We start from the raw sequence: 17,486 nt of genomic DNA, 5'->3' as shown, positions 1-17,486 counted from the left end.
AATCGCATTCGAATCGCGTTCGAGGCGCCCCTTCTCCGGTTTCGGGGAGCGGCGGAGGACTAGGCCGGGAGGGACGCCTCCCCGGGTGCCAGGAAGCGGCGGCCGGTCACCCTCTCGGCGACGCCCGACCGGTCCAGGTACGGCGTGATGCCGCCGAGGTGGAACGGCCAGCCGGCGCCGAGGGTCATGCACAGGTCGATGTCCTGCGGGGCCGCGACGACGCCCTCGTCCAGCATGACGCGGATCTCGTCGGCGAGCGCGGTGAGCGCCCGGTCGAGGACCTGCTCCTCGGTCGACGGGTCCGTCCCGCCGGCGAAGATCTCCACGACCTCGGGGTCGACGGAGAAGTCGGGCAGGTACACGCCCGGCTTGCCGGACGCGACCAGCTTCGCCAGGTTGTCCGACAGCGGGAACCGGTCCGGGAACGCCTCGTGCAGCGTCTCGTTCACGTGCAGCGCGATCGCGGGCCCGACGAGGCCCATCAGCACGAACGGCGGCATCGGCAGGCCCAGCGGGGCGGCGGAACGCTCGGCCACCTCGATCGGCGTGCCCTCGTCCACCGTCTGGACGATCTCGGCGAGCAGCCGCAGCAGGACGCGGTTGACGACGAACGCCGGGGCGTCCTCGACCAGCACGCACGACTTCTTCAGGGCCTTGCCGGCCGCGAACGCGGTCGCCAGCGTCGCGTCGTCGGTGCGCTCGCCCCGGACGATCTCCAGCAGCGGCAGCACCGCGACGGGGTTGAAGAAGTGGAAGCCGACGACCCGCTCGGGGTGCCTCAGCCCGGACGCCATCTCGCCGACCGACAGCGACGAGGTGTTGGTCGCGAGCACGCACTCGGCCGAGACGTGCTCCTCGACCTCGGCGAACACCTTCTTCTTGACCGACATCTCCTCGAACACGGCCTCGATGACGAAGTCGGCGTCGGCGAACGCCTCCTTGCCGAGCGAGCCGGTGATCAGCGACTTGAGCCGGTTGGCCTTGTCGGGGGACAGGCGGCCCTTGCCGAGCAGCTTGTCGATCTCGCCGTGCGCGTAGCCGACGCCCTTGTCGAGGCGCTCCCGGTCGAGGTCGGTCAGCACGACCGGCACCTCCAGGCGGCGCGCGAACAGCAGCGCGAGCTGCGAGGCCATCAGGCCCGCGCCGATGACGCCGACCTTGGCGACCTTGCGGGCCAGGGACGTGCCGGGTGCCCCGGCGGGCTTCTTCGCGCGCTTCTGGGTGAGGTCGAACGCGTACAGGCCGGCGCGCAGCTCGTCGCTCATGATGAGGTCGGCGAGTGCCTCGTCCTCCGCCTCGAAGCCCTCGTCGCGCGTGCGGTCCTTTGCCGCGGCGATCAGGTCCAGCGCGCGGGTGTAGGACGGGGCCGCGCCGTGGAGTTTGCCGTCCACGTTCCAGCGGGCCATCGCGACCGCGTCGTCCCACGCCTTGCCCGTGTCGACCTCGGGCCGCCGGACGGTGATGTCGCCGTTCAGGACGCGGGCCGTCCAGGAGAGCGACTCCTCCAGGAAGTCGGCCGAGTCGAAGATCGCGTCGGCGATGCCCAGGTCGTACGCCTGCCCGCCCTTCATCGTGCGGTTCTGGGCCAGCGGATTGTCGATGACGACCTTGAGCGCCTTCTCCGCGCCGATCAGCCGCGGCAGCAGATACGTCCCGCCCCAGCCGGGCACCAGCCCGAGGAACGTCTCGGGCAGCGCGAACGCCGGGACCCCCGACGAGATCGTCCGGTACGTGCAGTGCAGGCCGATCTCGACGCCGCCGCCCATCGCCGCGCCGTTGTAGTAGGCGAACGACGGCACGCCCAGCTCGCCGAGCCGCCGGAACACGTCGTGGCCCAGCTTGGCGATGGCGTGGGCGTCCGCGCGGGACCTGATCAGCGGGACGCCGTTGAGGTCGGCGCCGACGGCGAAGACGAACGGCTTGCCGGTGACGCCGACGGCCGCGATGTCGTCGCGTCCGGCGACGGTGTCGATGGCGGCGTTCAGCTCGGCGAGGCCGTTCGGGCCGAAGGTGTTGGGCTTGGTGTGGTCATGCCCGTTGTCGAGCGTGATGAGGGCGAGGGTTCCCGCGCCGTGGGGGAGTGTCACGTCCCTGACGTACGCGCGCGTGACGACCTCGTCCGCGAAGAGTTCCGCGAGGTTGCTCACTTCGTCCCCTCCCAGTTGACGTTCTCCCAGAGGACGGTTCCGCCCATGCCCATGCCCACGCACATCGTGGTCAGTCCGTACCGGGCGCCGGTGCGCTCCTCGAACAGCCGCGACAGCTGGTTCATCAGCCGCACGCCGGACGAGGCGAGCGGGTGCCCGAGGGCGATCGCGCCGCCCCACGGGTTCACCCGCGCGTCGTCGTCGGCGATCTTGAAGTGCTCCAGGAACGCCAGCACCTGCACCGCGAACGCCTCGTTGATCTCGATGAGGCCGATGTCGTCCATGGTCAGCGCGTTGCGGGCGAGGAGCCGCTCGGTGGCGGGGACGGGCCCGACGCCCATCACCTCCGGCTCCACGCCGGCGAAGGAGAAGTCGACGAGCCGCATCCTCGGGGTGAGGCCGAGTCCGCGGGCCACGTCCTCGGCGGCCAGCAGGCAGGCGGTGGCGCCGTCGTTGAGGCCCGCGGCATTGCCCGGCGTGACGTTGCCGTGTACGCGGAACGGGGTCTTCAGCCCGGCCAGGTCGTCCAGCGTCGTACCGGGACGCGGCGGCTCGTCCTCGGTCGCGAGCCCCCAACCTTTGTCCGCCGAGCGGATCGCGGTCGGCGCGAGGTCCCGCTGGATCTTCCCGGCGGCGTAGGCGGCGGCGACCTTCTGCTGGCTGCGGACGGCGTAGGCGTCCGCGCGGTCCTTGGTGATGCCGGGGAACCTGTCGTGCAGGTTCTCGGCGGTCGAGCCCATGACCAGGGCTGACGGGTCGACGAGCTTGTCGGCGAGGAACCGCGGGTTCGGGTCGACGCCCTCGCCCATCGGGTGGCGTCCCATGTGCTCGACGCCGCCCGCGATGACGACGTCGTAGGAGCCGAAGGAGATGCCGGCTCCGGACGTGGTCACGGCGGTCATCGCGCCCGCGCACATGCGGTCGACGGCGTATCCGGGGACGCTCTTCGGCAGCCCGGCCAGCACGGCGGCGGACCGCCCGATGGTCAGGCCCTGGTCGCCGGTCTGGGTGGTGGCGGCGACGGCGACCTCGTCCACCCGTTCGGGCGGGAGGGACGGGTTGCGGCGCATCAGTTCGCGGATGGCGCGGACGACGAGGTCGTCGGCGCGCGTGTCCGCGTACAGGCCCTTGGGGCCTGCCTTGCCGAACGGCGTGCGGACGCCGTCGACGAACACGACGTCGCGTGCGGTGCGAGGCACGGGGTCGTCCTCCCTGCGGTGGGGGCTCGGTGAAGGTGTCGGGCCTCGTGCCGCCCCTGCCTGTTTCCGGCGGCACGAGTGCCCGCGACAACGATGCTACTTGCCGGTAACCACAAATGCTACTCATCAGTAACCACTGACGAAGGTGTGTCCCCCGGCGCCCTTGTTCGGCTGTTGACGGGTGGGTAACGTGGCCCGATATCACCGGAGGAGGGCACGGTGACGCACGCGAGGCCCGTATACCGGCCGGGGGTACGCCGGCGGATCGGGCATATCCGCGATCTCACCGCGCTCCTGCTGCGCACCGGGCTGCTGTTCGGCGGCGGCCCCCGCCGCCTGCTCCGGCAGGTCGGCACGCTGCGGCGCTGGGGCACCACGCTCGCCGGGCTGGTCGCCGCGTCCGCCGCCCGCTCCCCGTCCCGCCCCGCCCTGATCGACGACGAGGGCGTCCTCACGTTCGCCGAACTCGACGAGCGCGCCGCGCGGCTCGCCGCCGGGCTGCCGCTGCACGGCCCCCGCCCCCGCGTCGGGGTCCTGTGCCGCAACCACCGCGGCATGGTCGAGACGCTCGTCGCGTGCAGCCGGCGCGGCGCCGAGGTCGTCCTGCTCAACACCGGCTTCGGAACGGGCCAGCTCCGCGCCGTGCTCGGCGAACTGCGCCCCGCCCTGATCGTCGCCGACGCCGAGTTCGCGCCGCTGCTGCGGACCGTGCCCATCGCGCTGCGCCGGACCGTCCTGTGGGCCGACCGCCGCCCCGGACCCCCGCGCGGGATGCCGCTGTCCGCGCCCGTCCCCGCCGGGACGCTGGCGCCCCCGCCGCGCCCCGCCCCCGAGCCCTCCCCGCCCGCCCCGGCGGAACGGGGCCCGAGCATCGAGGAGATCATCGCCTCGGTGCCCGCGTCCGACGCCGGGGCCCGGCCGCCGCAGATCCAGAGCCGCACGATCATGCTCAGCTCCGGCACCACCGGACGCCCGAAGGGCGCCCGCCGCCCGCCCCGCCCCGGACTGTGGCCGCTGGCCTCGATGACGTCCCGGATCCCGCTCCGCGCCCGGCAGACCATGATCATCGAGGCGCCGCTGTTCCACACCTGGGGATACGCCGCCCTCCAGATGGCGTGGGCGCTGCGGGCCCCCGTCGTCCTGCACCGCCGGTTCGACCCCGAGCAGACGCTGCGCGCCATCGCCTCCCACCGCGACACCACCGTGTTCGCCGTCCCGGTGATGCTCCAGCGGATCCTCGAACTGCCCGCCGGGACCCGCGCCGTCTACGACGCGTCCTCGCTGCGGATCGTGGCGATCAGCGGCGCCGCGCTGCCCGGCGACCTCGCCACCCGGTTCATGGACGTGTTCGGCGACCGGCTCTACAACGTCTACGGCTCCACCGAGGTGTCCTGGGTGTCCATCGCCACCCCGCGCGACCTGCGAATCGACCCGCGCACCGCCGGGCGGCCCCCGCGCAACACCTCCCTCGCCATCCTCGACGCCGAGGGCGGCAGGCTCGGCCGCTCCACCATCGGGCAGATCTACGCCGCGAACGAGCTGCTGTTCGAGGGCTACACCGCCGGTGAGCCGATGGAGGTCCGCGACGGGATGCTCGCCACCGGCGACCTCGGCCACGTCGACCACCGCGGGCTGCTGTTCGTGGACGGCCGCGGCGACGGCCTCGTCGTGTCGGGCGGCGAGAACGTCGTCCCGCGCGACGTGGAGGACGCCCTGCTGCGGCTCCCGGAGATCGGCGAGGTCGCCGTCGTCGGCGTCCCCGACGACGAATGGGGGCAGCGGCTCGCCGCCTACATCGTCCTGCGGCCCGGGACCCGGCTGCGGGCGGACGCCGTCCGCGCCTACGTGCACGAGCAGGTCGCCCGGTACGCGGTGCCCCGCGACGTGCACTTCATCGCCGAACTGCCGCGCAACGCCACCGGCAAGGTCGTGCACCGATGGCTCACCGCGCGCCCCGGCCTGCCGCGGCCCGAGGGACACGTCGAATGGCCGCCGCTGGGCGCCGAGCAGGCCGGTCGGGCGGGCTAGGTCGCGGCGGCCTCCAGGGCGGGCACCGGCTCCCCGGAGACCGGCAGCCTGACCGTGACGGACAGGCCGCCGCCCGGCCGCGGGACCGCCTCGACCGTGCCGCCGTGCGCGTCCACCACCGCCCGGACGATCGACAGCCCGAGACCCGCGCCGTCCTTCGACCCCGTCCGGTCCGCGCGCAGCCGCCGGAACGGCTCGAAGAGCGTCCCGACCTCGTAGGACGGGACGGGCCGCCCGGTGTTGACCACCTGCAGGAACGCCGCACCGTCCCGGACGCCGGTACGCACCCACACCCGCCCTTCCCGCACGTTGTACTTCACGGCGTTCTCCAGCAGGTTCACCGCACAGCGCTCCAGCAGGACGGGATCACCGGTCACCATGGCCGGCGCGAGCCTGGCCTCGACGTCCACGTCCGCGGCCTGATCGTCGAGATGGTCCAGCGCGCTGCGGATCACGTCCGGCAGCGGAGTCCCCACCCGCGTGCCCAGATCCCGCTCCGACCTGGCGAGCGTCAGCAGCCCCTCGATCAGCCGCTCGTGGCGCGCCGTGTTGCCGAGCAGCACGTCCGCGAGCGCCTTGGTCTCCGGCGGGCTCTTCCGGCTGGCCAGCGCCACCTCCAGCACCGTCCGGTTGATCGTCAGCGGCGTGCGCAGCTCATGCGACGCGTTCGCGACGAACCGGCGCTGGCCGTCGAACACGCGGTTCAGCCGGTCCAGCATCCGGTCGAACGTGTCGGCCAGATCCTTGATCTCGTCCTGCGGGCCCTCCAGCGCGATCCGCTCGTGCAGATTGCTCTCCGACAGCCGCCGCGCCGTCGCGGTCACCCTGTGCAGCGGACGCAGCATCCGCCCCGCCACCACGTACCCGATCACCACCGCGAGGACGCCGACGACCAGCATCAGCAGCAGCGAACTCTGCAGCAGCTGCTCCAGCACGTCGCGCTTCTCCTGGGCGAGCTGCCGGTCGGCCTCCTCCCTCAACGCCATCAGCTGCGCGATCCCGTCCTGCGACGACAGGTTCCCCTGGGACGACAGGTTCCGCAGCCGCGTGATCACCTCGGGGTCCAGGCCCCCGCTCCCCGAGAAGCGCTGATCCATCGTCCGGACGGTCAGCAGGTACGTCACCGTGACCAGAACCGCCGACGTCACCAGGAACAGCGACCCGTACACCAGCGTCAGCCGCGCCCGCACACTCACCCTCGGCGTCATCGCGCCTCCAGCCGGTACCCCGAACCCGTCACCGTCTCGATCACCGGCGGCTGCCCCAGCTTGCGGCGCAGCGTCGCCATCGTCACCCGGACGATGTTGCTGAACGGGTCGATGTTCTCGTCCCACGCCCGCTCCAGCAGCCGCTCGGCGCTCACCACACCGCCCTCCGCCCGCAGCAGCTCCTCCAGCACGGCGAACTCCTTGTTCGTCAGCCGCAGCTCCCGCCCGTCCCGCGCGACCCTGCGCCGATGCGGGTCAAGCCGGATGCCCCTCCGCTCCAGCACCGGCGGCACCGGCGGCCCCGACCTGCGCGCCAGCGCCCGCACCCGCGCGACCAGCTCACCGAACACGAACGGCTTCGGCAGATAGTCGTCGGCGCCGAGCGACAGCCCGTCCACCCGGTCGTCCACGTCCCCCGCGGCGGTCAGCATCAGGATCCGCGCGGCGCTCCGCCGCTCCACCAGCTCCCGGCAGACCTCGTCCCCGTGCACCGCCGGCAGGTCCCGGTCGAGAACCACCACGTCGTACTCGTTGTACGAGGCCAGCTCCAGCGCCGCATCGCCGTCGTACACCACGTCGACGGCGATCGCCTCCTCGCGGAGCCCCTCGGCGATCGTGTCCGCCAGCACCCGCTCGTCCTCGACGATCAGTACACGCATGCCGCCGAGCATGACCGGCGGGAGGTTAAACGCCGGTAAGTATTCAGCGCCGCCAGCAGGTGTAGGTGACGGTCGCGGTGCCGCCCGGCGCGAACGACACCGTCCCGCCGCCCCTCCCGTCCAGGAAGCACAGCACCTTCGGACGCACCGTCACCGTCACCGACGTCGAGCGCCCCGCCGCGAGCCTGCCGCCCCCGTCCGCGCTGATCCGCGCGTCCCTCGACCGGACCGACGACACCGACCACTTCACCGCGCCGTCCCGCGCCGTCAGGCGGATCTCACACCGCGTCGGCAGTCCCGCGGCCCGCACCCCGCGGCAATTCCCGTCATCGACCGACAACCGCCCGGGCCTGGCGGGCGTCTTCGCGGGCTCGTCGTCCTTGGCCGGAACCGTCGCCTTCTTCTCCTCACGGGACGGCGTCGGCGACGGGCTCGGCGCCGCGGGCGTGGTCATCGTCACCGGCGGCACCGCCGGTGACGTCCCGTCCCCGTCCGTCGACTCGAACAGCACGAGCAACCCGGCGGTCAGCACGATCCCCACCGCGACCCCGATGACCACCAGCCACCGGTGCAGCCGCACCGGCGGTTCCCGGCACTCGTCGCGCACCAGCTCGTACAGCCGATCCCGGAACGTCCCCGCGTCCGCGCCCTCGTCCGGCAGCACCAGCAGCGCGGCCCGGACCGCCTCCACCGCCCCGTCATGGTCACCGAGCAGCCCCTCGGCGTACTCGACCAGCTCGGGCCCGTACACGTTGTAGACCTGGGCGACCGCCTCCGGCCGCCGCGCCTGTAGCGCCTCGACGAGCCGGAAGTCCTCGTTCAACGGTGGAGCGGTACGGATCGGCACGAACGGATTATCGCCGAACGGGCACATTGAGTAATGCACCCGAACCACACACTCCGCACCCCCGCTTTATCACCGGGGCAAGGATTACCGGGCCCGGATGGCGATGACGTCGTACGGAGTCTCCGGAGTGGGCGGCGTGCCGAACCGCGCATTCGGCAGGTACAACCGATCTCCGAACCGCGCCACAGTGGTCGGGATGTCGAATCGCGGATCGGTCAGCCGCTCGACGACCCGCCCCTCGGTGGCTTCCCCGTTCAGCTTGACCACCGCGACGCTGTTGAGCCGGTTCTGCACCGCGTACAGCGTCCGGCCCTCCAGCAGGAGGCCATCACCGTTCGCCAGCGACTCCCCATGCAGGTCGACCTCCTTCGCGACCCCCGTCCGCGAATCGACCTTGAACAACTTCCCGGTATTGGACTGCACCACCAGCAGCGACGACCCGCCCCGAACGGCGACGATGCCGTTCGCATTGATGCCGTCCGCGTAGGCGATGTCCCCGCTGAGAGGCACGGTCTTCACCCGGCCATGCCCCCGCAAAGGCACCCGGTACAGCACCGGATTGGTCGAATCGGTGAACCAGGCACTGTGCCGAGTAAGCACGACGTCGTTCACGAACGACGGCTTCTCAGTAAGCGCGTACGACTTCAGGACACGCCCCGTCCGCGTGTCCACGACCCGCGCGTCCCCACCCGTCCCACCGGCGACGAACAGCTTGCGCCCCCGGGTCTTCATGCCGAGCGAAGGCGTCCCCGGCCCGGAACTGATGACCTTTCCCTCCCCGGAGCGCAGGTCGGCGCGGTAGACGGCCCCGGTGGCCCGCGACCCGAAGAACGCCACGGGCCCGGGCCCGATGGCGATGCCCTCGGGCTGGAACCCGTCCGGAAGCACGATCCGATCCGGCAGCAGCCCCCTCTCACCCTCCACAGACCCCTGCGCCGACCCCCCGAGCGGCACAAGGAGCCCAACCGCCATTGCAACGACGAACAGTCGAGACCACATATGACCAACCTCCCCCACACCGCCGCTTCACACCAGACCCACCCACGTTCCGCCCCGGAGGCGCGCGGGCGAACGGGCGGAACCGCTCCATCCGCATCGGTTTGGCCGGGTGTGGCCCCTCCGTGTAGCGGCGATATGCACGCGCGGTGATCAGCGTACGCTTGCACTGCGCACACAGATGATCGCCGTACGTGCTTGCGCGGAACTGCGGCTGTCATGGCTCCCACCGCGCGCGTGAGACCCGTCACGAGCCGAGGAGCCGACCAGTGCAGCAGATGTCCAAGGGCGCCAACATCGACATGTCCGGCCTGACCACGGCGACCGGACCGTTCACCGTGGCGCTGAGCTGGATCGACCCTTCCGGTGAAGGCGAGGCCGATGTCTCGGTGCTCTTGGTCAACGCCGACGGCAGGGTCGGCGGCGACGCTGACCTCGTCTTCTACAACCAGCCCGCGACCGCCGATGACTCCGTCCGGCTGCTGGGCAAGACCCCCACGGCCACCGGCAGCGAGGACCGCATCCTGGTCGACCTGACGGCACTGCGTCCCGGGGTACAGCGCATCGTCATCGCCGCCAGCCGCTACGGCGGAGCGACCTTCGGGGCCTTGGACGACCTGCGACTGGCCGTCTCCGACAGCTCCGGCGAGACGCTGCTGGTCTTCGACATCAAGGATGCCGACACCGAGACCGCGTTCATCTTCGGAGAGCTGTACCGCAGAGGCGACGGCTGGAAATTCCGCGCAGTCGGCCAAGGGTACGAGTCCGGGCTCGCGGGGTTGGCCGCCGACTTCGGCATCAACGTCGATGACAGCGAAGAGGAAGAGGATCAGGGCGAAGCGACCGGTACCGACCAGCCGGAACCTTCCTCCATGGCCGACACCGCCCCTTCCGCGCAGGGGCCGCCGCCCAAGGACGGCGACCGCGCCAAGCGGGTTCGAACGGCCAAGAAGAAGACCACCGTCCCCAAAGCGGCCAAGGTCAATCTTGCCGAACATTCCTCTTGGCGGCATGCGCGCCTGTTCTCGGTCACCGGCCTGCGCAACGACCAGGAACGCGAGGTGCGGGCCACAGCGACGCTGCTGGCGGTGACGGCACAGGTCCCCGAGTTCGGCCGACGCCTTACGGCCCGCTTCAATGCCCCGGCCGGCACCATCCAGACCTTCGCCGAAGCGACCTTCAAACACGGTGACGGCAAGGTCAGGCCCGACGGCGTTCTGCGCGTGGCCAGAGCCGGCAGGATCTGGACCGCGCTGATCGAGACCAAGACCGGCGGCAACCCCCTCAAAGCGGAGCAGGTCGAGGCCTACCTGGACGTCGCGGCCCGGCACGGCTACGAAACCGTGATCACCCTGTCCAACGACCTGGCCCTGGACAACGAGCATCCGCTCAAGGTCGACAAGCGGCTGCTGCGCAAGGTCGCCCTGCGCCACGTGTCCTGGGCCGAAGTCGCCCATGAAGCCGACATGCTCTGCCACCACGACGGCGTGGCCAACCCCGTCCACGCTTGGCTGCTGAGCGAACTCCTGCACTACCTGCGCCAGGACAACGCCGGATGCCAGGGATTCCGCGACATGGGCGCCGCCTGGGTCCCGGTGCGCAACGCCGTCACCGCAGGCACGCTGCGCCTGGGGGACCGGCGCGCCATGCAAGTGGCCGAAAGCTGGGAGAAGCTGATCCGGCAGCTGTGCCTGCGCCTGAGCGGCAAAACCGGCATGTCCATCGCGCCCGTCCTCCGCAAACGAAAGGACGGCGACGCGTCGGTGCGCCGCCTGCAGACCGTCACATCACTGGTGGAGAACGGACGGATGAGCGCCGAGATCCGCATGCCCAACGCAGGCGGCCCGGTCCTCCTGGAAGCCGATCTGCGCACCGGCCAGATCGAGACCACCGTCGAGATCCCCGCCGCGGCCCGCACACGCCCTCTCACCCGCGTCCAGTGGCTCCTGCGCCAGCTCAACGAGGCACCGCCCGAACTACGCGTCGAAGCCCTCACCCCAGGCCACAGGACGGGCCCCTGCGACCTCCTGAAGAACCTGATCAGCGAACCCGGCCTCCTCGTGCCCGGTGACGCGAAACAGATCGCGACCTTCCGGCTGACCCTCGCATCCGGCATGGGCACCAAACGAGGCATCGAGGAAACCGGCTTCGTCCGCAGCGTCGACGACGCGATGGACCGCTTCCACCAGGAGATCCTTCAGGTCCTGAAATTCGATCCCGCGTCAACTGCCGAAAACAAGCCACCCATCTGACCACCGAAGCTCCAGATCGGCCCTGGTGAACCCGCCGGCCCCCAAGGCCGGCCTGTCGGCCACGGCGACCACCACGAATCCCCGTCGTTTACCTCCGGCGTAATCGCGGCCATAGAGCCAGATGCCGGACGCTGTGCGCATGGGAGACATCTTCGACTCCGACACCGAGGTCACGTGCCGCGCCGGCGGCACGTATGACGCCAAGATCACCGACCGCTGGAACGCCCTGCACGGTACGCCGCTCGGCAGCTACGGACTGGCGGTCGCCGTGCGGGCGCTGGCGCGGCGCATGCCCCATCCCGATCCGCTGTCAGTGTCGGCGTACTTCCTGCGTCCGGTCGAGGGCGGCCCCGCCGTCGCGCACACCGAGGTAGCACGCACCGGCAACCGCATGGCGACCGGTCAGGTGAGCCTGAGCCAGGACGGCGAGGAGAAACTGCGGGCCATCGCCACGTTCACCGATCTCCATCGCGTCGACGGCGATACGTCGATGTTCGGCGGCCCCCCGCAACTGCCGCCGCCGGACGAGTGCGTCGATCCGCTGGACGGCGTGGCGATGCCGGGCATGAGCCTGCTGGACCGAGTGGAGTACCGCACCACCGAGGTCCCCGGCTGGCTGCGCGGCGAACCCGGCGGCACGCCCGCCCGCGACCTGTGGATGCGCTTGCGCGACGGCCGGGAGCCCGACCCGCTGGCGCTGGTGTTGTTGTGGGACGCGATGTCCCCGATGGTGCTGGAGATCGGCCGGTCCCCGTCCACCACCCTGGAGGCGACCGTCCACATCCGGCGGCGGCCCGCCCGCGGCTGGCTGGCATGCCGGGTGGGCACCCGCTACGTCACCGGCGGCCTGTGCGAGGAGGACATGGACATCTGGGACTCGGCGGGGCGCCTGGTGGCCCAGTCCCGGCAGCTCACCCTCCTTCACCGGCCTGCCCCCTCATAACCCCGGACCTGATCTCGGTAATGGACGCGACGGACGGTCCGGGCCACGGGAGCGCGTCGGTGTCGAGTACCCGCAATTCGAACCGGTTGGCTTTGTCCTCGCGCATCGGAGAGACGCGCACAGCGCCCCGGAACGTCCACGGGCTCACCCCTTCACAGCCACGGGTCCGGGAACCGGGAGCCGCGCCCCCGCCGAAGCCACCGGGCGCGGGCGCGACACTTGCGGCACCGCCCGTTACCGGGCTCGACACGCGCGCCGCACGCGCACGCATGGCCGGTGATGACACGAGGCATAAGGCGCATCCTCACCGCCCCGCCGGCACACGCCGGGGCATGTCGTCATACGTCCGGGTGCGGGTGCTGAGCAGACGCATGGCGAAGATGCCGCAGGTGGAGGCCCGCCAGGAACACGGCGATGATCGATGCCAGGGCGAGGATGATGTGCGATCACGCCTCTCGTAAGGCCCGTTTCCGGCGGGGCGGTTTCGGGCGTTCGGTGGCTTACGAGAATGCGCTTGACCTGGGGGACGAGATCACTACATGGCTGGACGTGTTCATGACGTCCTTCTAGGGTTGATCGCGTCCCAGGACGTCCCGGATCCCGGACGGGCAGATGCCGAACGAACGCCTACGTGCCGCCCTGCTGGAGCAAGGGCCTACTATCGCCACGCTCGCCGAATCGCTCGACGTGGACCCCAAAACGGTAGAACGCTGGATCACCAAAGACCGCACCCCATACCGGGCTGCTACGGGGCATTCGACTCGCGCGTCCATTCCCAGGAGGATGCGATGTGGATCCTGCCGGTTGACGGGGCGGCGGTTGCAGGGATAGCGACCGACGCCCGAGCGTTGGAGTTGCCCAGATGGCTTCCTTTCGCGACGATGGTCGGCTTCCTTTTAAGTATGTCGGTCGCATATGTTATCATTCGGCGCCGGGCGGAGGCTGAAGCGGCCATTCGGGAAAGCGAAAAGTGGGAGCGTCGGAGGGCCGAGCGGAAAAGCCGGGGCCCCAATTGGAGGGCCGAGCAGGAGGCCGCCCAACGAGAGGACGCCAAGCGGGAAGTCGAGCGGATGGCGGAACGCGCGCGGCAGGCCGCCGAGCAGGAGGCCACTGAGATCGCTCGTCGGGCCGAGGTGGACGCGCATCGGGCCGAGGCGGATGCGCATCGGGCTGAGGTGGACGCGCGTCGATTGCGCCGCACTCAGCACAGGTATTGGTTTCCGGACTGATGAAACACCGAACGATCATGGAACCGAAGACTTTGTCGAATCTTCCTGCTGCCTCAAAGGTGACAGCTCTATGTACAGCTGCAGCTACCGCCAGGTGACTTTATTCCTGGCGGCAGTGTCCACGCGGTGAATGTAATTAATGCGACAGCGGGATCTGTTGTGTCTGCTTGGTGGCAGCAATGAGCCATGGCGAAGACTTTGTGATTGCTCTTGTGACTACGTTCCCGTCCCCATATCTCTCCAGTATCTCGCTGAGGCGCTCTTCCGTGGAAGTCCGCTCGCCATCTGGTGTAGGCGAAACGCGACCGCCTCATGCAACGGCACCGCCTTGCCCGGCGTGACGTGCCGGCGCACCACGGTCTTGGTCCGGTCGTAGACGATCGAGCCGGGCTCGTCCGGCGACGTCCCCCGACTTGGTCCGATCTCGCGAGAGGCGGCAGGGCTAATGCGGGTTTAACGCGGGGGTGGGTTTTGTGGCTTCTCGTCGGGGCGGGTGTCCTCGGCGGGGAGGACGTCATGGGACTTCGGGTTTGGGCCGTGGTGGTTGTGGTGCCGGTCTTGTTCGGGTTTGCGGGGTGTGGGGACGACGGTGGTGGGAGTGGGGTGGCCAGTGCCGGTGGGGCGGGGGCCACGGCTTCGGCGTCGCCCGGTGAGTCGTTGTCGCCGGAGGATGCTCAGCTGAGGTTCGCGCGGTGCATGCGGGAGAACGGGGTGGACGTCCCCGATCCGGGCGGCGGGGACGCGGGGGCGAAGCGGCTGGGGGAGGGGACCGACCGGAAGAAGCTGGAGGCGGCGCTGGAGAAGTGCCGGTCGTGGCTTGAGGCGGGCGGGCGGATGCCCGACCTGAAGGACCCGAAGGTGCGTGACCAGTACGTCGAGTTCGCGCAGTGCATGCGGGAGAACGGGGTCGACCTCCCGGATCCCGGGCCGGACGGGGAGCTCAAGCTTCCTCCGGGGGACATCGACCCCGGTGCGGTGGAGAAGGCCCGGAAGAAGTGCAAGCTCGACCTGCCGGGGGCCGGGAAGTGAGGCGGCTCGTGGTCGTGGGCGGCGTCGCCGGCTTGGTGGTCGTCGCCGGGGGAGGCGTGCTCGCGTGGACGGTCGACGGTGACGAGGGGGAGGCCGGGCAGGGGGTGCGGCCGGCGACGGCCGTGGTGACCCGGGGAGATCTTGTCGATACCGAGACGGTGGACGGGAAGCTCACCTATGACGGCGTCCGTGAGGTGTGGGCGGGGGCGTCGGGCGTGGTGACGTGGGCGCCTGGGCAGGGGGCGACGGTCGAGCGGGGCGGGACCCTGCTGAGGGTGGCCGGGAGGCCGGTCACGCTCATGTACGGCGGTAGTCCCATGTACCGGACGCTCGGGAACGGGGATTCGGGGAAGGACGTGCGGCAGCTTGAACAGAACCTGCGGGCGCTCGGGTACGGCGGCATGACCGTGGACAAGGAGTTCACCGGCGCGACCGAGGCCGCGGTCAGGGAGTGGCAGGACGATCGGGGGCTGGAGGAGACCGGGACGGTCGGCCCCGATCAGGTCGTGTTCCTGGGCGGGGCCGTGCTCGTGCGGGAGGTCGAGGCGCCCGAGGGGAAGCGGATCGCCGGAGGGCAGCCGGTTCTGACGGTGGCGGGGACGCGGCGGGTCGTTCATGTCGATCTGGATGCCGACAAGCAGGATCTCGCCGAGAAGGGTGCCGAGGTCGCCGTGGAGTTGCCCGGCGGCAGGACCGTCAAGGGGAAGATCACCGAGGTCGGGAGGGTCGCGGAGACCAGCGGGTCGGGGCAGGAGAAGAAGACGACGGTCGATGTCGATATTTCGCTCGGCGACGCGGAGACGGGGCGGCTGGACGAGGCGCCCGTGAGTGTGGAGTTGGAGAGCGAGCGGAGGAAGGACGTCCTGTCGGTGCCGGTGGAGGCCCTGCTGGCGCTGCGTGAGGGCGGCTTCGGTGTGGAGGTCGTGGACGGGACGGGGCGGCGGCTCGTCCCGGTTGATGTCGGGGCGTTCGGTGGGGGGCGCGTCGAGGTCGGCGGTGGCGGGCTGCGTGAGGGCGTGAAGGTCGGGGTGCCGGCCGAATGAGCGTGCGGGGTATGGATGTCGAGGGTGCGTACATCGTTGAGCTGGGCGGGGTGACCAAGGAGTACACGGGTGTGGCGGCGCTCCGGGGTGTCGATCTGGTGATAGCGCCGGGGGAGATGGCCGCGATCGTGGGGCCGTCCGGGTCCGGGAAGTCGACGCTTCTGCACATGGTCGGGACGCTGGATCGTCCGACCGAGGGAAGCGTGAAGGTCGCCGGGCATGAGGTGTCGGGGCTGAGTGACCGGGAGTTGTCGGCGCTTCGGGCGCGGCATATCGGGTTCGTGTTCCAGCAGTTCCATCTGGCCGCGGGGGTGAGTGCTCTCGACAACGTCGCCGACGGGCTCCTCTACAGCGGGACGGGGTTGAAGGAGCGCCGGGAGCGGGCGCGGGCGGCGTTGGAGCGGGTCGGGCTCGGGGAGCGGGCCGGGCACCGGCCGCACGAGCTGTCGGGTGGTGAGCAGCAGCGGGTCGCGGTCGCTCGGGCCGTGGTGGGCGAGCCGGATCTGCTGCTGGCGGACGAGCCGACCGGGAACCTCGACTCGAATGCGGGCGCCGAGGTGCTGGCGCTGCTGGACGAGCTGAACGGCGCCGGCACCACCGTCGCGATCATCACGCACGACCTGGAGGTCGCGGGCCGGGCGCCGCGCCGGGTCTTGATGCGGGACGGCCTGATCGTGGCCGATGAGCGGGCGGCGGTGGAGAGCCGATGAGGGCCGCGTCGGTGCCCGCGCGGCTCAGCGTGGGCGATGTGCTGCGCGTCGGGCTCGGTGGGTTGCGGGCGCGTCCGACCAGGGTGGTTCTGTCCGCGCTGGGCATCGCGATCGGGATCGCGACGATGGTCGCGGTCATCGGGATCTCGTCGTCCGGCAAGGAGGATCTTCTGCGGCGCCTTGACCGGCTCGGCACGAATCTGCTGACGGTCAAGCCCGGCGACACCCTGTTCGGTGAGAAGGCCGATCTGCCCGTCGGGGCGCCGGAGATGGTCGGAAGGATCGGGCCCGTCACGGCGGTCGGGGCGACCGGTTCGGTGGACGCGACCGTTCGTCGCACCGACAGGATCCCGGAGGAGGTCACGCACGGAATCGCGGTGCAGGCCGCGACGGTCGAGCTGCTGGGCGCGCTCGAGGTGGAGGCCGCGAGTGGCGGGTGGCTGAACGCGGCCACCGGCCGTTACCCGGGCGTCGTGCTCGGCGACCAGGCGGCGCGGCGCCTCGGCCTGGACCGGGCGGGTGGGCAGGTGTGGATCGGAGGGCGATGGTTCACGGTTCTCGGCGTCCTGCGGCCCGCTGAGCTGGCGCCCGAGATCGACCGGTCCGCGCTCGTCGGCTGGGACGCCGCGGAGCGGTATCTGGGGTTCGACGGGCATCCGACGACGATCTACGAGCGGTCGGCGGACGCCGCGGTCGAGGACGTCCGGAACGTCCTGGCGCGGACGGTCAGTCCGGAGCATCCCGAGGAGGTGGAGGTCAGCCGTCCCTCGGACGCGCTGGAGGCCAAGGCCGCGGCGGACGGGGCGTTCACCGGGCTGCTGCTCGGGCTCGGCGCCGTCGCGCTGCTGGTCGGCGGGGTCGGCGTCGCCAACACCATGGTCATCTCGGTGCTGGAGCGGCGCCGTGAGATCGGGTTGCGCCGGTCGCTCGGCGCGACGCGCGGGCAGGTGCGGGTGCAGTTCCTTGCCGAGTCGCTGCTGCTGTCGGCGTTCGGTGGCGCCGCCGGGGTCGTGCTCGGGACGGCGGTCACCGTCGGGTTCGCGCTGTGGAAGGGCTGGCCGCCGGTCGTGCCCGCCTGGGCGCTCGGCGGCGCCCTCGCCGCCACCCTGGCGATCGGGACGGTCGCGGGCCTGTACCCGGCGATGCGCGCGGCGCGGCTGCCGCCGACCACCGCTCTCGCGACGGTCTGACCCTGG

Annotated in this window: 13 protein-coding genes and 1 pseudogene; 8 read left to right on the top strand and 6 right to left on the bottom strand. The window is 71.0% G+C overall.

Translation table 11 applies throughout. The annotated features are described in order from the left end of the window. Positions 1-59: 59 nt before the first annotated feature. Together ACTWPP_RS08760 and ACTWPP_RS08755 are read right to left on the bottom strand one after the other, a co-directional pair. Positions 60-2,147 carry a 3-hydroxyacyl-CoA dehydrogenase NAD-binding domain-containing protein gene (locus tag ACTWPP_RS08760; protein WP_443103620.1) on the bottom strand — a complete coding sequence of 696 codons (2,088 nt, stop codon included), beginning with the start codon at positions 2,145-2,147 and terminating at the stop codon, positions 60-62. Next, entirely contained in the window at positions 2,144-3,346 is a 1,203-nt protein-coding gene (locus ACTWPP_RS08755; RefSeq protein WP_443103618.1) for a thiolase family protein, read from the bottom strand. Before ACTWPP_RS08755 ends, ACTWPP_RS08760 begins: the two co-directional genes overlap by 4 nt. Before the next feature lie 219 nt (positions 3,347-3,565). On the opposite strand from ACTWPP_RS08755, the gene ACTWPP_RS08750 reads away from it, so the two are divergent. Next, complete coding sequence (locus ACTWPP_RS08750) at positions 3,566-5,374, top strand: AMP-binding protein (protein WP_443103617.1); 1,809 nt, start codon at positions 3,566-3,568, stop codon at positions 5,372-5,374. Here the strand turns inward: ACTWPP_RS08750 and ACTWPP_RS08745 are convergent. The 4 genes from ACTWPP_RS08745 to ACTWPP_RS08730 form a co-directional block, all read right to left on the bottom strand. Beyond that, entirely contained in the window at positions 5,371-6,582 is a 1,212-nt protein-coding gene (locus ACTWPP_RS08745; RefSeq protein ID WP_443103615.1) for a sensor histidine kinase, read from the bottom strand. The two genes, ACTWPP_RS08750 and ACTWPP_RS08745, sit on opposite strands and share 4 nt — an antisense overlap. Then, on the bottom strand, positions 6,579-7,241 hold the full coding sequence (locus ACTWPP_RS08740; RefSeq protein ID WP_443103614.1) for a response regulator transcription factor: 663 nt from the start codon (positions 7,239-7,241) through the stop codon (positions 6,579-6,581). Before ACTWPP_RS08740 ends, ACTWPP_RS08745 begins: the two co-directional genes overlap by 4 nt. A gap of 43 nt (positions 7,242-7,284) precedes the next feature. Further along, positions 7,285-8,088, bottom strand: coding sequence for a hypothetical protein (locus tag ACTWPP_RS08735; protein WP_443103613.1), 804 nt, complete (start codon positions 8,086-8,088; stop codon positions 7,285-7,287). Positions 8,089-8,172: 84 nt separating this feature from the next. Continuing rightward, positions 8,173-9,012 (bottom strand): SMP-30/gluconolactonase/LRE family protein, encoded by an 840-nt coding sequence (locus ACTWPP_RS08730; protein ID WP_443103612.1) that lies wholly within the window; start codon positions 9,010-9,012, stop codon positions 8,173-8,175. Between the two features lie 350 nt (positions 9,013-9,362). Between ACTWPP_RS08730 and ACTWPP_RS08725 the strand changes: the two are divergent. The 7 genes and pseudogenes from ACTWPP_RS08725 to ACTWPP_RS08695 all read left to right on the top strand — a co-directional run. Next, positions 9,363-9,890: pseudogene (locus tag ACTWPP_RS08725) on the top strand (TerD family protein); the annotation flags it as partial. 1,585 nt (positions 9,891-11,475) lie between these two features. Continuing rightward, positions 11,476-12,279, top strand: a complete 804-nt coding sequence (locus ACTWPP_RS08720) for a thioesterase family protein (protein WP_443103611.1) — start codon at positions 11,476-11,478, stop codon at positions 12,277-12,279. A 788-nt stretch (positions 12,280-13,067) separates the two neighbouring features. Next, complete coding sequence (locus tag ACTWPP_RS08715; protein WP_443103610.1) at positions 13,068-13,508, top strand: hypothetical protein; 441 nt, start codon at positions 13,068-13,070, stop codon at positions 13,506-13,508. A gap of 696 nt (positions 13,509-14,204) precedes the next feature. Next, on the top strand, positions 14,205-14,537 hold the full coding sequence (locus ACTWPP_RS08710) for a hypothetical protein (protein ID WP_443103609.1): 333 nt from the start codon (positions 14,205-14,207) through the stop codon (positions 14,535-14,537). Further along, positions 14,534-15,580 (top strand): peptidoglycan-binding protein, encoded by a 1,047-nt coding sequence (locus ACTWPP_RS08705; RefSeq protein WP_443103608.1) that lies wholly within the window; start codon positions 14,534-14,536, stop codon positions 15,578-15,580. Before ACTWPP_RS08710 ends, ACTWPP_RS08705 begins: the two co-directional genes overlap by 4 nt. Before the next feature lie 11 nt (positions 15,581-15,591). Continuing rightward, on the top strand, positions 15,592-16,290 hold the full coding sequence (locus ACTWPP_RS08700) for an ABC transporter ATP-binding protein (RefSeq protein ID WP_443103607.1): 699 nt from the start codon (positions 15,592-15,594) through the stop codon (positions 16,288-16,290). Further along, positions 16,287-17,480, top strand: a complete 1,194-nt coding sequence (locus ACTWPP_RS08695) for an ABC transporter permease (protein ID WP_443103606.1) — start codon at positions 16,287-16,289, stop codon at positions 17,478-17,480. The genes ACTWPP_RS08700 and ACTWPP_RS08695 overlap by 4 nt, the downstream gene beginning before the upstream one ends. The last annotated feature ends 6 nt before the right edge of the window (positions 17,481-17,486 follow it).

Origin of the sequence: Actinomadura sp. 3N407, from assembly GCF_052245875.1 — a bacterium.
GTDB lineage: Bacteria > Actinomycetota > Actinomycetes > Streptosporangiales > Streptosporangiaceae > Spirillospora.
Note: the sequence above shows the minus strand (reverse complement) of the source record. Positions and strands in the feature narration are given on the sequence as shown.

Excerpts from the sequence above, each read along its gene's own strand:
- ACTWPP_RS08745 (WP_443103615.1), bottom strand. The coding sequence starts at position 6,582 with ATGACGCCGAGGGTGAGTGTGCGGGCGCGGCTGACGCTGGTGTACGGG.
- ACTWPP_RS08740 (WP_443103614.1), bottom strand. The coding sequence starts at position 7,241 with ATGCGTGTACTGATCGTCGAGGACGAGCGGGTGCTGGCGGACACGATC.
- ACTWPP_RS08720 (WP_443103611.1), top strand. The coding sequence starts at position 11,476 with ATGGGAGACATCTTCGACTCCGACACCGAGGTCACGTGCCGCGCCGGC.
- ACTWPP_RS08715 (WP_443103610.1), top strand. The coding sequence starts at position 13,068 with ATGTGGATCCTGCCGGTTGACGGGGCGGCGGTTGCAGGGATAGCGACC.
- ACTWPP_RS08710 (WP_443103609.1), top strand. The coding sequence starts at position 14,205 with ATGCGGGAGAACGGGGTGGACGTCCCCGATCCGGGCGGCGGGGACGCG.
- ACTWPP_RS08700 (WP_443103607.1), top strand. The coding sequence starts at position 15,592 with ATGGATGTCGAGGGTGCGTACATCGTTGAGCTGGGCGGGGTGACCAAG.
- ACTWPP_RS08695 (WP_443103606.1), top strand. The coding sequence starts at position 16,287 with ATGAGGGCCGCGTCGGTGCCCGCGCGGCTCAGCGTGGGCGATGTGCTG.